General features: G+C 57.0%; 13 protein-coding genes. 11 read left to right on the forward strand and 2 right to left on the reverse strand.

Annotated elements, in window-relative coordinates; genetic code table 11:
• Positions 1 to 390: 390 nt before the first annotated feature.
• The gene (locus P9250_RS00210) at positions 391 to 1,929 is read right to left on the reverse strand and encodes a 3-hydroxyacyl-CoA dehydrogenase (protein ID WP_310390613.1); all 1,539 of its coding nucleotides are present in this window, start codon (positions 1,927 to 1,929) and stop codon (positions 391 to 393) included.
• Between the two features lie 94 nt (positions 1,930 to 2,023).
• Positions 2,024 to 3,031 (reverse strand): NADPH:quinone oxidoreductase family protein, encoded by a 1,008-nt coding sequence (locus P9250_RS00215; RefSeq protein WP_310390614.1) that lies wholly within the window; start codon positions 3,029 to 3,031, stop codon positions 2,024 to 2,026.
• Positions 3,032 to 3,292: 261 nt separating this feature from the next.
• On the opposite strand from P9250_RS00215, the gene P9250_RS00220 reads away from it, so the two are divergent.
• The 11 genes from P9250_RS00220 to pcaF all read left to right on the forward strand — a co-directional run bounded on the left by P9250_RS00220 (position 3,293) and on the right by pcaF (position 15,528).
• Complete coding sequence (locus tag P9250_RS00220; protein WP_310390615.1) at positions 3,293 to 4,489, forward strand: CoA transferase; 1,197 nt, start codon at positions 3,293 to 3,295, stop codon at positions 4,487 to 4,489.
• Positions 4,486 to 5,448 (forward strand): hypothetical protein, encoded by a 963-nt coding sequence (locus P9250_RS00225; RefSeq protein ID WP_310390616.1) that lies wholly within the window; start codon positions 4,486 to 4,488, stop codon positions 5,446 to 5,448. The genes P9250_RS00220 and P9250_RS00225 overlap by 4 nt, the downstream gene beginning before the upstream one ends.
• A 121-nt stretch (positions 5,449 to 5,569) precedes the next feature.
• Positions 5,570 to 6,745, forward strand: coding sequence for an acyl-CoA dehydrogenase family protein (locus P9250_RS00230; RefSeq protein WP_310390617.1), 1,176 nt, complete (start codon positions 5,570 to 5,572; stop codon positions 6,743 to 6,745).
• A gap of 8 nt (positions 6,746 to 6,753) precedes the next feature.
• Positions 6,754 to 7,404 (forward strand): TetR/AcrR family transcriptional regulator, encoded by a 651-nt coding sequence (locus tag P9250_RS00235; protein WP_310390712.1) that lies wholly within the window; start codon positions 6,754 to 6,756, stop codon positions 7,402 to 7,404.
• A gap of 20 nt (positions 7,405 to 7,424) precedes the next feature.
• On the forward strand, positions 7,425 to 8,495 hold the full coding sequence (locus tag P9250_RS00240; protein ID WP_310390618.1) for a hypothetical protein: 1,071 nt from the start codon (positions 7,425 to 7,427) through the stop codon (positions 8,493 to 8,495).
• Entirely contained in the window at positions 8,495 to 9,685 is a 1,191-nt protein-coding gene (locus tag P9250_RS00245; RefSeq protein ID WP_310390619.1) for a CoA transferase, read from the forward strand. Before P9250_RS00240 ends, P9250_RS00245 begins: the two co-directional genes overlap by 1 nt.
• Before the next feature lie 162 nt (positions 9,686 to 9,847).
• A complete protein-coding gene (locus P9250_RS00250; RefSeq protein ID WP_310390620.1) occupies positions 9,848 to 11,185 on the forward strand; it encodes an MFS transporter in 1,338 nt (445 codons plus the stop codon).
• Positions 11,185 to 11,730: a MaoC family dehydratase N-terminal domain-containing protein gene (locus P9250_RS00255; protein WP_310390621.1), complete on the forward strand. Its 546-nt coding sequence runs from the start codon at positions 11,185 to 11,187 to the stop codon at positions 11,728 to 11,730. Before P9250_RS00250 ends, P9250_RS00255 begins: the two co-directional genes overlap by 1 nt.
• Entirely contained in the window at positions 11,727 to 12,131 is a 405-nt protein-coding gene (locus tag P9250_RS00260; protein WP_310390622.1) for a MaoC family dehydratase, read from the forward strand. The genes P9250_RS00255 and P9250_RS00260 overlap by 4 nt, the downstream gene beginning before the upstream one ends.
• 69 nt (positions 12,132 to 12,200) lie before the next feature.
• Positions 12,201 to 14,270: an enoyl-CoA hydratase-related protein gene (locus P9250_RS00265; RefSeq protein WP_310390623.1), complete on the forward strand. Its 2,070-nt coding sequence runs from the start codon at positions 12,201 to 12,203 to the stop codon at positions 14,268 to 14,270.
• 49 nt (positions 14,271 to 14,319) lie between these two features.
• Complete coding sequence (gene pcaF / locus P9250_RS00270; protein ID WP_310390624.1) at positions 14,320 to 15,528, forward strand: 3-oxoadipyl-CoA thiolase; 1,209 nt, start codon at positions 14,320 to 14,322, stop codon at positions 15,526 to 15,528.
• The last annotated feature ends 57 nt before the right edge of the window (positions 15,529 to 15,585 follow it).

A 15,585-nucleotide genomic window follows, 5' to 3' on the forward strand; every position in this document is an offset into this window, starting at 1 on the left:
CGTCCCTGGCGCTGACGAAGGACTAGCATTTGACAAATCGAACGCTCCCTGCGCTCAGAGCCGATGTGTTCAGAACGCAGTCTGCATGGCGGCGCGACCGCATGGTTTTGCGATCACATCGACCAAGTGAGTTGCTGGCATCGTGTGACAGATTCACCACCAGTCAATAGGGGTAATTTATTATTTGGTATACCGAAATAATATGAGTGCTTTTCTCCATCGAAACCGCTGCGGCGAGCGGAAGCAGGTTGCGCGGTCACTAGAGGTCTAGCGGCTGGAGCACTTGCGCCTGCTTAAGCCGCTTGATTTCGCTAAATGTTGGCGAGTCTGTAACGGGCGAGTTTCTGTTTCGTCAATGCGCACCCCGGTGCCCGGGATGGTTGGTGTGTGCTACGAGTCAATGACGTCGCTCTCGATTAAGCTCGTTTTCAACAGTGCCCTGCGAGCGAGCCAAGGCGAGGGCCGGTAGCGCGGCTCGCCGAGATTCCTCACCATGTTCTGCAAAATGGAGAAGATGGTCATTGCGCCAAAGCAATCCCCGAGCGCCAGCGGCCCAAGCGGATATCCGAGCCCGAGATGCACGGCCAAATCGATGTCCGTTGGAGACGCGATTTGACGCTGGGCAATATCGCAACCGATGTTCACAATTGTCGCCACGATACGCTGTGCGACAAATCCCGCCGAATCTCGAATTACCGTGACCGAGCTTCCGTCATTTGCGAAGAGCGCATGAGCGAAGTCCCGGTACTTCTTCTTCGTTGCCGGCGTCGTCATAAGCACACGACGTCTTCCTGTCTCCAAGGGGAACAAGGTGTCGATGGCCACAGTGTGGGAGGCATCAAGGTCCTCGTCGACCGCCGCGCTCGTTGCGTCTTGGCCTAGGGGCGTGACGAGGATGAGAGAGTGCGGCTTGGGCGCGTCGTCCCAATCAATCTCGATGTTCGCGGCGTTCAGAAGGTCGCATACAGCTGCGTGAGCCTTGGCGTATCGTTGACTTACCCACACGCTTGCGGGCAGTTCCGTCGGGGCCGCCGGCTCAGTTTCGACTTGCGCTTTGCCATCAACATATTTGTAGAAGCCTTCGCCGGTCTTGCGCCCAAGCATTCCGCCTGCGAATCGCACGGCCGAGATAGGGGAGGGCGTAAATCGTGGCTCCTCGAAGAATTGGTGATAAATCGACTCCATGACCGGGTGCGAGACGTCGAGTGCGGTCAAGTCCAGCAACTCGAACGGTCCGAGACGAAAGCCTGCTTGCTCGCGCATGATTCGGTCAATGTCTGTGAAGCTTGCAACGCCCTCGCCAGCAACGCGAAGCCCCTCGGTGTTCATGCCGCGGCCTGCGTGATTCACGATGAAGCCAGGCATGTCTTTCGCACGCACGGGCGTGTGACCCATGCGTCGTGCCAGTTCCATCAAAGCATCGCCAACAATCGGACTGGTACGAAGACCGTCGATAACTTCGACCACCTTCATCAGCGGAACGGGGTTGAAGAAGTGGTAGCCTGCGATGCGTTCAGGCCTATCGCAGGAAGCAGCAATCGCAGTGATGGACAGGGACGAAGTATTCGACGCCAGAATGCACTGTGCGTCGACGATGGTCTCGAGGTCTTCGAAGAGTGCGCGCTTGGCCTCAATCTTTTCTACGATAGCTTCGACGACAAGCTGACAACCAGCCAGGTCGTTCAGCGAGGATGCTCCGGTTACCTGCGCGAGCGAGTCGTCCGCTCGAGTTGCTTCAAGCTTTCCCTTTGCAACGAGCTTCGCAAAAGTCTCGGCCAGATAGTCACGCGCTGCTGTTACGGCTTCGGGCTTGGTATCGAACAGATGGACGCTCAGCCCTGCTAGCGCGGCTATCTGGGCGATGCCTCTGCCCATAGCACCCGTACCGACGATTCCGATTGCTTCAATACTTGGCGTTTGTGTGTTCATCGCGATGATTTCGGTTCTGCTGCTTGGCTGAGTCGGCGTGGGACGAAAGTGACGCTTGTACCGACGCGCTGATGTCGCTCTGAAAAGTCGCTGATTACTCCGCGTGGGGAAGGAGCGCGACACGACCAACGGCTTCGCGGGCCGCAAGGACGTTGAGCGCCTCGGCAAACTGATTCAGCGGATAAGTGCGATAGGTCAACGGCTTCAGCTTTCCTTGTCTGACCCACTCGAACATCTCTTGGTATGCGGCTCGTATTTTGTCGTCGGTCCCACCCAGCGGAAGCTGCTTGGCCCAGCCGACGTAGTAACCCCAGTAGAGTCCGATGACCGTGATGTTCTTGACGAGTACGATGTTCGCGGGAATCTGAGGAATCGTTCCACTTGCAAAGCCCATCGGAATGATTCGGCCGTCAGGCGCAATGCAGCGGAGGGAGTCGTCAAAGGTTTTGCCACCGACGGGGTCATAAATTACGTCTGCGCCGCGACCATCGGTTAGTTCGAGAACACGGTCGCGGAAGTTCTCTTTTTGATAGTCGATAACTTCATCAGCGCCGTGTTCACGGATGACCGCGAGCTTTTCTTCTGAGCTTGCTGTGGCAATGACGCGAGCGCCCATGGCCTTTCCAACTTCCACTGCGGCCAAGCCACTGCCTCCAGCAGCACCGTGAACGAGCAGCGTCTCGCCCGGCTGCATGTGCGCGCGCCACTTAAAGGCGGAGTAAGCCGTCGCATAGATGGTCGGGAATTGAGCGCCAATGACGAAATCGATGTCATCAGGCAGATGAAACACCGTGGTGCGTGGGACAACGGCCTCCTGTGCGAATGCTCCATCGCGCATGCCGGCGATGACCCGGTCACCGGGATTGAAATCCGTGACATCGGGCGCGCACTCGAGCACAACCCCAGCTGATTCGGTCCCCGGGACGAAAGGGCACTGAGCTCGATTCTGATGCTTACCTTCCATGGTCAGCAGGTTGGCGAAGCCAATGCAGGTCGCCTCTAGCTTCACTCGGATGCTGCCTCGGGCCATCAGCGGCGCCGGGATTTCTTCTAATTTCGCCTGGTCCGGCGGCCCATATTCACGAACGACGACAGCTTTCACGGTGTCTCCAATCTGTTGAGAACCGGGTCTAAGCGGCAGATAGCCCGGCTGTTTAAAGCGACGATGCAATAGCGCTTGTGTGTTGCACGCCATCACAGATTCCATTGCGGTCGACGGCTGCATTAGGGAAAACGCTGATGTCTGACAGTAAGGATGATACTGAGTAGTATGTTACCTTACGTCTCACGGGATGGGCACTTTTGATGCTCAAAAATTGGCTAAAGCAGCAACGCTGTAGAGCCAGTCACAGGAGACTGAGTCATGGCAGGACCGCTGGAAGGCATTCGCGTAATCGAGCTGACTTCAATGCTGTCGGGCCCGTATGCGGCCGAGTTGCTCGGAGACATGGGCGCCGATGTAATCAAGGTCGAGCCGCCCGAGGGCGATGCGATGCGTCCGATTGGGCCGCTTCTCAACGAAGGGATGAGCCCCGTGTTCATGAACGCGAATCGCAATAAGCGAAGCGTTGCGCTTGACTTGAAGCTGCCGTCAGGCCGGGAGGCCATGCTTAAGTTGTTGGCGTCGGCAGATGTGTTCGTGACCAATGTGCGTTCGAAGCCACTCGCTAAGCTCGGTCTGAGCTACGAAGACATCAAGACGGTTCGCGGGGATATCGTGTATCTGAGCATCACGGGATACGGTGAAGGAGGTCCGTATGACGGGCAGCCGGCCTATGATGACCTGATTCAAGCGGCGACAGGGTTGCCGACCCTCTCCAAAGTCTTCCCCGACGCCGAGCCGGCTTACATCCCGATTGCTATCGCGGACAGAACAGCGTCATTGCATGCAACCAATGCGGTTTGCGCGGCGCTCTTTCACCGTGCGAAGACCGGCAAGGGTCAGAAAATCCAGATTCCGATGTTCGAGACGCTTGCTTCGATGGTTTTTGCTGACCACCTTGCGGGCCAAACCTATGAACCGCCTATCGGACCGACGGGATTCATTCGTTATGTCAGTAAGCGTCGTCCGCTGCCGACGAAGGACGGCTATATCGGCGTGATGATTCATACCGACCGCCAATGGGCGGCATTCGCTGCGCAATCCGGAGACTCAAGCTTGCCGACGGACGAACGCTTTGCAAATGTTGCCTCGCGAAGCAGACACCTGCAGGAGCTTTACGCCGTACTATCTAAAGCGCTCGTAACGAAGACGGGAGACGAGTGGTTGCGACTTCTCCGAGAGTGCGACATCCCGGCCAGTAAGTTGCAGACAACTGAATCGCTGCTGGACGACCCGCATTTGAACGCTGTTGGCTTCTTCAAAATGAGTGAACACCCCACCGAAGGGCGAATCCGCGAAGTGAACATTCCTTCGAAATGGTCGCTTACCCAACCGACGCTGCGTCTGCACTGTCCGCGCGTTGGGGAAAACAGCAAAGAGTTGCTTGAGGAGTTGGGGTACACCCAAGAGCAGCTCGCTCAAGCAGTCACCGACGGCGGTGTACGGATTTACGAATGAATGCATCAGTGGACTTAATCGACCGGATGAGCTTTCGCGGCGCGATGCTCGACAGCACAAGTGAGCGCGCTCGCTTAGTTGAAGCGAAAGTGAAGGAGCTTCCGCCTCACAATACGCTCATCCGCGTTGAGTTCGCCGCGTTCACCGATACGGATGCCTCCCGCATCAGCGGACTACCCTTATCAGGGCAGCGGAAATGCACGACTTCATGGTACGCAGCTGCAGGTTTGGTGGTTGGGACGGAAGGCGGTCGACTGCGCGTGGGTGAACGAGTGGTGGTGACAGCGACAGGAGGCGATGCGGCGGGTTGGCTTGGTTGCAGTGAGTTCCTGCGCGTTTGTGAAAGCGGCGTAGCGCGCCTTCCCGGCAACATAAACGCACAATCCGCGGCACTGGTGGGCCATCCAGGCTACATGGCGATGCTTTGTGTATGTTCGCTCGAGGATTCTGGCGGGGCGCCGGACAAGGGGCCAGTACTCGTCACAAATCCGTCGAGCGCTTTAGGGCAGGCCGCCCTTTTGATTCTTGACAGGCTCGGGTATGAAACCGATACGATCTTTGGAGGCGAGGTTTATCCGGAGCCCTCAAATGTTGCGAGCTCTGATGGCCGATGGGCCGCGGTGATAGACACGATGGGCGGAGCAGTACTGTCCGCTGTCATCAGCGGACTGAAGTACGGTGGCATCGCCGTCGTTGCGGGTGCGACTGATGATGATGAGTTGAAAAGTTCGCTGCATCCATTTCTGTTCCGCGCGGTACGGCTGGTAGGTATAGATGCAGAGACCACACCCGCAGCAGAGCGAGACCGGACATGGCGGCGTATTGCCGTCGATTACCCGATTACGTCGGTGGACCTTCTTGCAGCACGCACCGTGTCGTTGGAAGGGCTGGAGTCGGTAAGCCGGGACATGGTGCATCAGAAACAGCATGGTCGCGTGGTGGTTGACTTACGGGCGTAGCGCAGCACGGCTTCAGTAATTGACCGTTTTCCCTGGATACGCATGGTTTGAGGGTTAACACCTGATGCACATGCGCGCTGCAACACGATAACTTCATTTCCTACTGAGTAGTATCTTTTTTATGAGCGTAATCTGGAATCCCACACTGAACGCCGAGGAGCTGAAGTGGCAGGAAACTGCCCGCACGCTCACAGAGCGTTATTTTCGCCCGCTGGCTGCCGAAATTGACCGGGACCAGCGTTACCCTGTCGAGCATCTTCCGGTGATGCTTGAGCACGGCCTGAGTGGCATGTTCACGCCGAAGGAATATGGCGGCCGCGGCGCTTCCCTGACGGCCGTTGTTGCCGTGGTCGAGGAACTCGCGCGAGGCTGCGCGTCGACCGCTGCCATCATGGCTGCGTTTTCGCTCGGTGCGTTTCCGGTTCTCCTCGGCGGCAGTGACGCTCAGAAGCAAAAACTGCTCGGCGGCCTTGCAAAGGCTGGGTCGGCGGTAAACTTCGCCTTGAGCGAGCGTGGTGCCGGTTCTGACGCCTCGGCGCTTCAGGCGACGGCGACGCGTGAGGGCAGTCGCTGGCACATCCAGGGCGAGAAGTGCTGGCTGGGCAACGGTGGTCACTCGCAGCACTTCATAGTGTTTGCATGCACGGGCGAGGACAACGGTAAGAAACAGATTACGGCGTTCGTTGTGGAGCGCGATGCCGAGGGCATTGCCGTCGACTTCTACGAAGACAAGATGGGAATTCGCGGCACGACCACGACGAACCTGAAGGTCGATACATATGTTAACGACGATGCAATCGTGGGCGACATCGGCAAAGGTCTGAATCTCGCGCTAGGGACGTTGACACTTGGCCGTGTTGTCATCGCGGCGCAAGCCAACGGCATTGCGCGCGCTGCCTTTGATGAGGCTGCAGAGTTTGCGGTAGAACGCGAGACCTTTGGTCGCCCCATCATCGACCATCAAGGCATCGGCTTCAAGTTGGCTGATGCGGCGACGTCACTGTCAGCCTCTCGCCTGATGATGTATGAAGCAGCAAAAACGTACGACAACGGCGGCGACATCGCGGTTCTGGGTGCGATGGCGAAGCTGTTCGCAAGCGAGTCGTCGCACACGATTGTTGACGACGCGATGCAGGTCTTGGGTGGTCGCGGCTATGTAAAGCCGAGCCCGATGGAGCGCTACTACCGCGACCAACGAATCACTGAAATTTACGAGGGCACCTCTGAAATTCAGCGGGTTGTGCTCGCCCGCCATGTCAAGAAAGCGGTGCTTTCGGCGAAAAACCGAAAGGATTAAACGTGGGAATGGAAGCCGTCCGATACGAAGACATGCCGCAGCGGCAAGTTGCAATTCTTGATGCAGCGGCAGAAGCCTTCTCGCAGCTTGGTTACGAAGCAACGTCGATTGATTATGTGGCCGACCAAATCAAGGCCACGAAAGGTAGCGTGTATTACTACTACCGCAGCAAGACGGACTTGTTTGCTGCTGTACATCGACGAGCGATGGAGATGAACCTCGAAATCATCTCGCCAATTGCAAATGACCATGAAGCAAAGGCAGACGAGCGTCTTCGTCTGATGGCTATGGAACACACGCACCTCATGATGGAGTACACCTCCTATCAACGCGTGACGGTTCAAGGCGTCGAACTACACATCACCGGCAGCACCACTGCTGCGCAACGTGCAGAGCTCACTCGCATTATCGACATGCGCGATGAGTACGAATCCTTGTTCCGTCTCGTGATTGAAGAGGGCATCTCTCAAGGTGTTTTCAAGCCGGCCAACGCGAAACTGATTGTTAAACCGCTCCTTGGTGCGCTGAACTGGACCACGCTCTGGTATCGCCCGCGACCCAAGGAAACGGAAGAAGACAGAACCAAGATGGCGGAAGAGATTGCCAACTACCTTGTAGACGGCTTACGTCTAACCGCAGCGAACGCCGCGCGCAAATAGAGAATTCGAAGGAAATGACGATGAGTACGGTTGTTGACAAAGAAACTAGCCAGTCCTGGCGCGCAGTAGCTGAGTGGTATCACTCGTTCTTCACGGGCATGGTCCTGTCCGCCGTGACACGCAAGGGCACCTCGAGCGCTGCAGAGCTCGTCTATCGGGTCTTCTGCAAGCAACGTCAGCAACGGTTCCTGAAGGGACTGGAAAAGCTGGGCATCGACAAACTCCCGGCAGCAGTCAAGGCCGCCCAATACCACTACCTCTCCAACAACATCGGCGGAGTCTCGGTCGAGTACATGTACGAGAGCGACCGCAAGGCCTGGATTCGCTACACGCCTCCGCGCTGGATTTGGGCCGGCACCGCTCTGTGCGGAATTCCGTCCGAAGTCTCGACTGCGATGGTGCTCGGCTGGCATTCGCAAAACGGTGTCACGCTCGGCAACCCGCGTCTGGGCTTCGTATGCACTAAGCAAACGGCCGACGGCCAGTCGGGCCTCGAGGGCTACTACTACGAGTACGACAAGCCGCTTGAGCCGCATGAGCGCCTGCGCTTCTTGCGCAATGAAGACGCACCTGATTTCGACCCCGCAAAGGCGCCAACGCTGCCGACGAGCGACTGGCCGCAAGCTCGTGTGGAGAAGGCAAGCCGGAACTACGCGATGGAGTACGTCCGCACCACGCTGCCGACGGCTGTCGACCTTTATGGTCCGTACGAAGCAGTGAGCCTGCTTCGTCTGTCTGCTCGGCAAGTTGGCATGCAGTGCTACCACGAGGCCGCGGAACGCCTCGGCGTGGCAAAGGATAAGTCACTTGCCTCGTTCGTGGATTTCCTTACCAAACTCGCGCGGGCTCAGAGCGACGAAGTCACGGTTCGGGAAACCGGTGAAGGTGTTGTCATCACTCAGACTACGTGGTCGCTTTTCGCAAACGCAAAGGACATCAACCCGGCAGTATTCGATGCGTGGAACGGCCTGCTCGAAGGTGCTGCGGACGCGCACAACCATCGCCTGACACTCACGGTAACCAAGAGAGACGTGACGAACACCCACTTCGAATGGCTCGTTAGCGAGCCTGCTCGTAACGGGAGCCGCTGATGCCGGGAGCACTCGAAGGACTCAAGGTCATCGATGCGTCGCGCGTGCTCGCAGGTCCGTTTGCAGCGCAGATTCTCGCCGACCACGGAGCGAACGTTATTAAGGTGGAGTCGCCTGAGGGCGATGAATGTCGCGGCTTCGGACCGCCGTTCGTTGACAACAGCTCTGCTTACTTCAACGCCGTGAACCGGAACAAGCGCGCGATTGTTCTCGACATGAACGCGGAATCGGGTCGTCAGGTTTTCTGGAAGTTGCTGGAGTCCGCCGACGTGCTCATCGAGAACTTCAAGGCAAGCACGCTGCGGTCGTGGGGCATCGAAAATCCTGCTGACATCACCGCGCGCCTTCCGAAGCTCGTCCATTGCCGCATTACTGGGTTTGGAGATGATGGCCCGTTGGGTGAGCTGCCGGGATATGACGCGGTCGTCCAGGCAATGTCGGGCCTCATCAGCATCAATGGTGAGCCCGGGAGGCTGCCGGTGCGTCTCGGCTCGCCTATCGTCGATATGACGACCGGTATGAACACGGCTCTTGCCGCGCTGCTGGCGCTTCAAGACCGCAATCGTACCGGCAAGGGGCAAATGGCAGACGTCGCTCTCTATGACAGTGCGGTCAGCATGGCTCACCCTTATCTGACGAACTTCCTTGCGTCAGGCAAGACGCCGAAGCCGGCAGGAAACGGCCATCCGAACATCGTGCCGTATAACCTTTTCGAAACCGCTACCACTCCGATTTTTGTCGCCGTCGCCAACAACCGCCAGTTCCGTCTGCTGTGTCAGCTGCTCGGTTCGCCCGCCTTGGCCGATGACCTGCGCTATGCGTCGAATGGAAAGCGCGTCGAGAATAGAGCAGACCTCGAGGTGGAACTGAAGGATTTGTTTGGCAAGGTTCAAGGCGAGTCGTTCGGTGAAGAGTTGCTTCGACGTGGCGTGCCCGCAGCGGCAATTCTCGATGTCGGAACCGTTGCAAAGGCTCCGCATACTGCGCACCGTGAAATGGTTCTTGAGTCACCGGATTATCGAGGTCCAGGCATCCCGGTCAAGCTCGTCCGCACGCCGGGCATGTTTCGTATGAAGCCGCCGCAGATTGGCGAGCATAAGCAACAGGTTCTCTCCGAGAGTGGTTTTACTGAAAGCGAAATCTCGAGTCTGGAAGTCGAGGGCGCGTTCGGAGAAGCGAAGAAGCAGTAAGTGTAAGCAGGCGTCAAAAGCGTCTGCTGTTTTCGAGCCAGACATTAGTACACCTATTTGTTATGCATATTCTTAAAAGATGCGAACAGAGGTGAGACACGTAAAGGTCAAACGGTCACGCAACGGGGACCTTGGGATTACCCGATTCGGGTGGAGACAACCATGCAGACAGCGGCACCCAATATAAACATTCATTCCGCCAGCGACGCGGAAATACATGCTACCTACAGGAAACTTAATCTTCGAATTCTTCCGTTTCTTTTCTTCTGCTACGTTTTGGGGTTTATCGACCGGGTGAACATTAGCTTCGCTCATCTCGAGTTCAGTAAGGACATTGGCTTGAGTGAGGCGGCGTACGGTTTGGGTGTCGGCCTGTTCTTTATCGGCTACATCATCTTCGAGATTCCGAGTAACCTAGCGCTCCAGCGCTTCGGAGCAAAAATCACGATTTCTCGAATCATGATTCTCTGGGGGTTCATATCTACTTGCATGATGTTCGTGCAAACGCCGATGCAGTTCTATATCGCGCGTATCGCGCTTGGATGTGCAGAGGCCGGGTTCCTTCCGGGTGTGATTCTCTACCTGACGTACTGGTATCCGTCAGGCCGACGTGCACGAGTAACGTCGCGCTTCATCCTCGGCATTGCTGTATCGGGCATTGTGGGCGGCATCGTGTCGGGCTGGATTCTCCACAACCTGGCCGGCGTGTACGGACTGAAATCGTGGCAGTGGCTTTTCCTGCTCGAAGGACTCCCCTCGGTAATCGCGGGCATCGTGGCGTTTTTCTATCTCAGCGACAAGCCTGCGCAGGCCAAGTGGCTGACGCCCGCCGAGAAGGAAATCGTCTTGGCTCAACTTGCAGCAGACGCGCACGCGCGTTCGGCAGTTGAGAAAGGACATAGCTTCATGGCGGCGCTCAAGAATCCGCGGGTCTACGTCGGCGCGTTCGGTTACTTTGTGATTCCTTGGGCGGGCTCGGTGCTGAACTTCTGGGGGCCGGCAATCATCAAACAGGCTGGTGTCACCAACGTGTGGCACGTGGGTGTGCTCTCCGCAGTGCCGTGGTTCGTTGGTGCCATCGGAATGCTGCTCTTCTGCTGGAATTCTGACCGCATGGTCGAACGCCGTTGGCACTTCTTCATCGCGGCTCTTATCGTCGCCGGCGGAACGACTGCACTCGGCGCAATTAGCACCGGCTGGGTTGCATCCATTTCCTACCTGTCGGTTATGTGCATCGGCTACCTCTCGGTGACCGCCCTGTTCTGGACTATTCCGACTGCTTTTCTTTCGGGGACTGCGGCGGCTGGCGGCATTGCGCTTATCAGTAGCCTTGGTCAGCTCGGCGGTTTGTCCGCGCCGGCAGTAATCGGTTGGGTGCGCACGGCGACCGGCTCCATGTCGTCCGGCATGTACGTTGTGGCGGTAGCGCTCGTCCTCGGCGGTCTCGCAGTATTGGTTGGCATTCCTGCCAGCCTCCTGCGGGAGCGCAAAGTCTCGTAATGCCCCTCTTCACGGGGCTTATCAAGAGTGCCCATGAAAATTGGTACAGGCCGACGCAGGTACATCCTGTCGTCGGCTTTGTCGTCAAAATGGATTTGCAACTGATGAAAGTTTCCGACTCGCTCAGAGGGGCAAAAACAGAGACCTTCAATGTCTTGGTCGACGCCTCAGCAGTCCAACAGTTCTGCCGCGCCATCAGACATGACCTTGTGTATCACAGCTCAGACAGTGATGTGTCTCAACTGGTGGTGCCCGCGACGTTTCCCATGATTTTCCACGCGCCCACCACTCCAACATGGCTGGTCGGTTTAGGTGAAGGGGCGCTTCTCGCTAGGCAGCAAACCTTCGAGTATCGGCGGCCGCTGCGGTGCGGCGAGAGCCTCTCTTGTTACCTCACGCTTGTCAATGTCGAGGAGACAGTCACAAAGCGCGGGCCGGCTCAGCTTCTCGTTCAAGAGCTTCGCGCTTTCGATGAGTCGGAGGAGCAAGTCGTAACCAACCAGCGCGTCTTCATCTTCATCCCTCTAGCCTCAGTCACAGTATGAATGCTCCCAATTTGCGCGTCGGTGATATCTCGAAGCTGTATTTTCCAGAGATAACCACGACCGACATTGTGAAATACGCCTGTGCATCAGGTGATTTCAATCCGCTTCACTTCGACCATCTGTATGCGACCTCACGAGGAATGGATGGCGTTGTTGCCCACGGGATGCTCTCGATGGGCCTGTGTGCCTCAGGGATTGCGAAGACCTTTGGACATGAGCTTTGGTTGAAGAAGTTAGACGCCCGCTTCACCGCGCCCGTCTATGCGGGAATGTCGGTCGAAATCGAATACGAGGTGCTTGAGGCAATGCCTAAGAACGAGTGGCTGGTCAGCGTGCGCGCGCACGCACAGGGAAAAAGCGTCATCGTGGGGAGCGCGACTCTCGCGTCCTTTTCGAACTAGAGCCGGGTCGTTGGTATCTTCTTTGCAGTCAAACAGCACAGCTTTATCACTTCAATCTGGAGCAAGATTTTGTCGGACTTTCAGCGCGTAATTGACAGCGAGGCCGTTTCAGGTGACCTCTCCAAGGATGGCATTCTCGTTTTAACAATGTCTAATCCACCGCTCAATGCGTTGAACGGTCCAATCCGGCAAGGGCTGGTCGACGCTGTTGACATGGCCAATGCGGACCCTCGAGTGGTCGGCATCTTGATACGCGGTGCTGGTCGAGCGTTCTGCGCAGGAGCCGATATACGCGGATTCGGGCAGGCTGCGAGCATCCGGACAGGAGAAGTCTGCAATCGAATCGAAGCTTCCGGGAAGGTGGTCGTTGCCGCAATTCACGGCTTCGCACTAGGCGGAGGGCTCGAAGTAGCGCTTGGCTCACACTACCGTATCGCCGCTGAGGGCACGCGCGTAGGACTACCCGAGATTCTTCTCGGCACGATTCCGGGCGGTGGTGGAACACAACGTCTACCGAGACTTGTCGGTGCCGCTCGCGCATTGGACATTATGCTCTCCGCGAGGCAGGTAACGGCGATTGAAGCGCTGGAATCCGGCATCGTTGACCGAGTCTGTGGTCCCGACGTATTGATTGAAGGGTTGGCCTTCATCCGCGAGTTGCTTGGTGAAGGCGCTGGACCGCGTCGAACATCAGAGGCGCAAGGCCTGGCCCGTTCCGATGCAATGAGAGCGGTCTCGGAGGCGCGTCGGAGGATTACGACGACGCATTACATGCAATTCGCAGCGGAAAAGCTCGTTGACGCAGTTGAGATGGCGGTGACGGAGCCCTTTGCTCTGGGCATGCATAACGAACAAGCCTTGTTCGATGCCTGTCTCGCCAACGAACAACGAGGCGCTCAAGTACATGCATTCTTCTCTGAGCGGCGAACTACGAAGGCGCCGACGTTCGATGGCCTTAAAGCGCCGTCGTGCAGGCATATTGGCATTGTCGGTCAAAGTAATTCCAGTATCGGACTTGTCAAGGACGCGCTTCAGGCGCCGGGCGCAAGAGTGTCCTTCATCGAGTTCGACGGAAGCACTGACTCTTCCCAAGACATCGAAGCCAAGCTTCATCGAGCTTTGAGTGATGCAGGACGGGCAGATGACATTGGTAGGCTCGTCGTTTCTCGTTATCTTGATACCTTGACCTCCGCTGATTTTGTCATTGATACCGTTGGTTGGGGTGAGGAAGCGTTACGACGATTCGCAGACACGTGCAATCCAACGGCATTCATCGCGACGAACTCCATGATCGCTGACATCACGCACCTGCCGGAGCGATTCGTCGGATTCCATTTCGTGGCGTCAGGTCAAGACGATAGCGTGATTGAAGTGGTTGGGTCTGGCGAACAAAATCCGCTTGCAGTATTAGCAGCGTTCAACATGGCCAAAAAAATGAATCGAACACCGGTGCTGGCGGCTCCGGTACCTGGCTTGATAGCTGTTCGCTCCCTCATGAGCATGCTTAATGTCGCTCAACATCTCGTTGAGCATGGCGTATCCCCTTATCGAGTCGATACCGCGATGAGAAAGTTCGGCTTTGCCATGGGCCCTTTCTGGCTTATGGACACGCTGGGACTCGACATCGTTGACCAGTTCGCACGTGTTATCCCAACCCGTACGATCGAACTGAGCACGGGCAACGCAAGGCAATGTTTGCTTAAGAATGGCTTCCGCGGAGTTGGCACGAAGCGCGGGTTCTACCTTTACGCAGCTAGAAACAAGCCGATTGAGGACGGCGAAATCGTGAGAATGCTCGAGAAGGAGGCGGCCGGCCCTCACCCGAATCCTCGGCAGTATTCCGACGATGACATCGTTCGCCGCTGCGTTGCTGCGCTCATCAATGAAGGTGCAGCGCTCGTCGAAGAGTCCGTGGCACAGCGTCCGTCCGACATCGACGTCCTACATATCAAAGCATATGGGTTTCCGCGTTTTCGTGGCGGTCCGATGCGCTATGCCGACGACTACGGCATCAAAACGGTGATTGAAGACCTAAACGAATTCAAGCTGGAGCAACGCGGTGCGTGGGCCCCCTCAGAGCTGTTGCTTCAACTTGAGCAGGACGGTCAAACCTTCGAAGGTTTTAATTCAGACAGCTGATTCTTTATGGCCCGTCACTCAGGGCGAAAAACAATCGAAAGGAAAAGACATGAAAGACGTTTTCATTTGCGATGCCATCAGAACGCCCATCGGACGATACGGCGGGGCTTTGTCCCCGGTTCGAACCGATGACCTGGGTGCCATTCCAATCCGCGCGCTTATGAAGCGCAACGCAGACGTTGATTGGAGCAAGGTCGACGATGTCATCTATGGCTGCGCGAATCAGGCAGGCGAGGATAACCGCAACGTTGCTCGCATGAGCGCGTTGCTCGCGGCGCTCCCGGACGCAGTTCCAGGTGCAACAATTAACAGATTGTGCGGGTCGGGCATGGATGCGCTCGGCACGGCAGCACGTGCGATTGGATGCGGAGAGGCGGAGTTGATGATTGCAGGCGGTGTTGAGAGCATGAGTCGTGCGCCGTTTGTCATTCCGAAGGGCGCGACACCTTTCTCTCGGGACGCACAAATATACGACACGACTATCGGTTGGCGATTTGTGAACTCTCTGATGCGCAGCCAGTACGGTGTCGACTCCATGCCTGAGACCGCAGAGAACGTGGCGGTCGATTTCAATGTGAGTCGCGAGGACCAGGATGTATTCGCGTTGCGTAGCCAAGAGAAGGCACTTCGAGCGCAGGCTGACGGCGTCCTTGATGCAGAGATTGAGCCCGTCGTGATTGCGCAGAAGAAGGGCGACCCGGTTATCGTCAGCAAGGACGAGCATCCGAGAGAAACACGTATTGAAGCTCTGAGCCGTCTAAAAGGTGTGGTCAAGCCGGATGGTTCGGTCACGGCAGGCAATGCCTCCGGCGTGAACGACGGCGCCGCTGCCTTGCTGCTTGCGAGCGCAGAATCGGCACAGCGGTATGGTCTCAAACCGAGGGCTCGCATCCTTGGTATGGCGACGGCCGGCGTATCTCCCCGAATCATGGGAATTGGCCCGGCGCCCGCTACGCAAAAATTGCTTGCGCGTCTCGGAATGACGATAGCCGACTTTGACGTTATCGAGCTGAATGAGGCATTCGCTTCTCAGGGTATTGCGGTGCTTCGTATGCTGGGGCTCAAGGCAGATGACGAGCGGGTGAACCCCAATGGCGGCGCCATTGCTTTGGGCCACCCGCTGGGTATGAGTGGCGCACGCTTGGTAACGACGGCAACGTATCAGCTTGAGCGTACGGATGGTAGGTTCGCACTTTGCACCATGTGTATCGGCGTCGGCCAAGGCATCGCAATCGCCATCGAGCGAGTGGCAACTTAAGCGAGAGCAAAAAAAGCCCGCCGTGGGTGTCCGGCGGGCATAGCGCCCTCGGAGGGC

It is taken from the genome of Caballeronia sp. LP006, from assembly GCF_031450995.1.
In the GTDB taxonomy this organism is placed as follows: domain Bacteria; phylum Pseudomonadota; class Gammaproteobacteria; order Burkholderiales; family Burkholderiaceae; genus Caballeronia.

Bases quoted from the DNA above. Each gene is read 5' to 3' on its own strand.
- P9250_RS00210 (WP_310390613.1), bottom strand. From the start codon at position 1,929: ATGAACACACAAACGCCAAGTATTGAAGCAATCGGAATCGTCGGTACG.
- P9250_RS00220 (WP_310390615.1), top strand. From the start codon at position 3,293: ATGGCAGGACCGCTGGAAGGCATTCGCGTAATCGAGCTGACTTCAATG.
- P9250_RS00225 (WP_310390616.1), top strand. From the start codon at position 4,486: ATGAATGCATCAGTGGACTTAATCGACCGGATGAGCTTTCGCGGCGCG.
- P9250_RS00230 (WP_310390617.1), top strand. From the start codon at position 5,570: ATGAGCGTAATCTGGAATCCCACACTGAACGCCGAGGAGCTGAAGTGG.
- P9250_RS00235 (WP_310390712.1), top strand. From the start codon at position 6,754: ATGGAAGCCGTCCGATACGAAGACATGCCGCAGCGGCAAGTTGCAATT.
- P9250_RS00240 (WP_310390618.1), top strand. From the start codon at position 7,425: ATGAGTACGGTTGTTGACAAAGAAACTAGCCAGTCCTGGCGCGCAGTA.
- P9250_RS00245 (WP_310390619.1), top strand. From the start codon at position 8,495: ATGCCGGGAGCACTCGAAGGACTCAAGGTCATCGATGCGTCGCGCGTG.
- P9250_RS00250 (WP_310390620.1), top strand. From the start codon at position 9,848: ATGCAGACAGCGGCACCCAATATAAACATTCATTCCGCCAGCGACGCG.
- P9250_RS00255 (WP_310390621.1), top strand. From the start codon at position 11,185: ATGCCCCTCTTCACGGGGCTTATCAAGAGTGCCCATGAAAATTGGTAC.
- P9250_RS00260 (WP_310390622.1), top strand. From the start codon at position 11,727: ATGAATGCTCCCAATTTGCGCGTCGGTGATATCTCGAAGCTGTATTTT.
- pcaF (WP_310390624.1), top strand. From the start codon at position 14,320: ATGAAAGACGTTTTCATTTGCGATGCCATCAGAACGCCCATCGGACGA.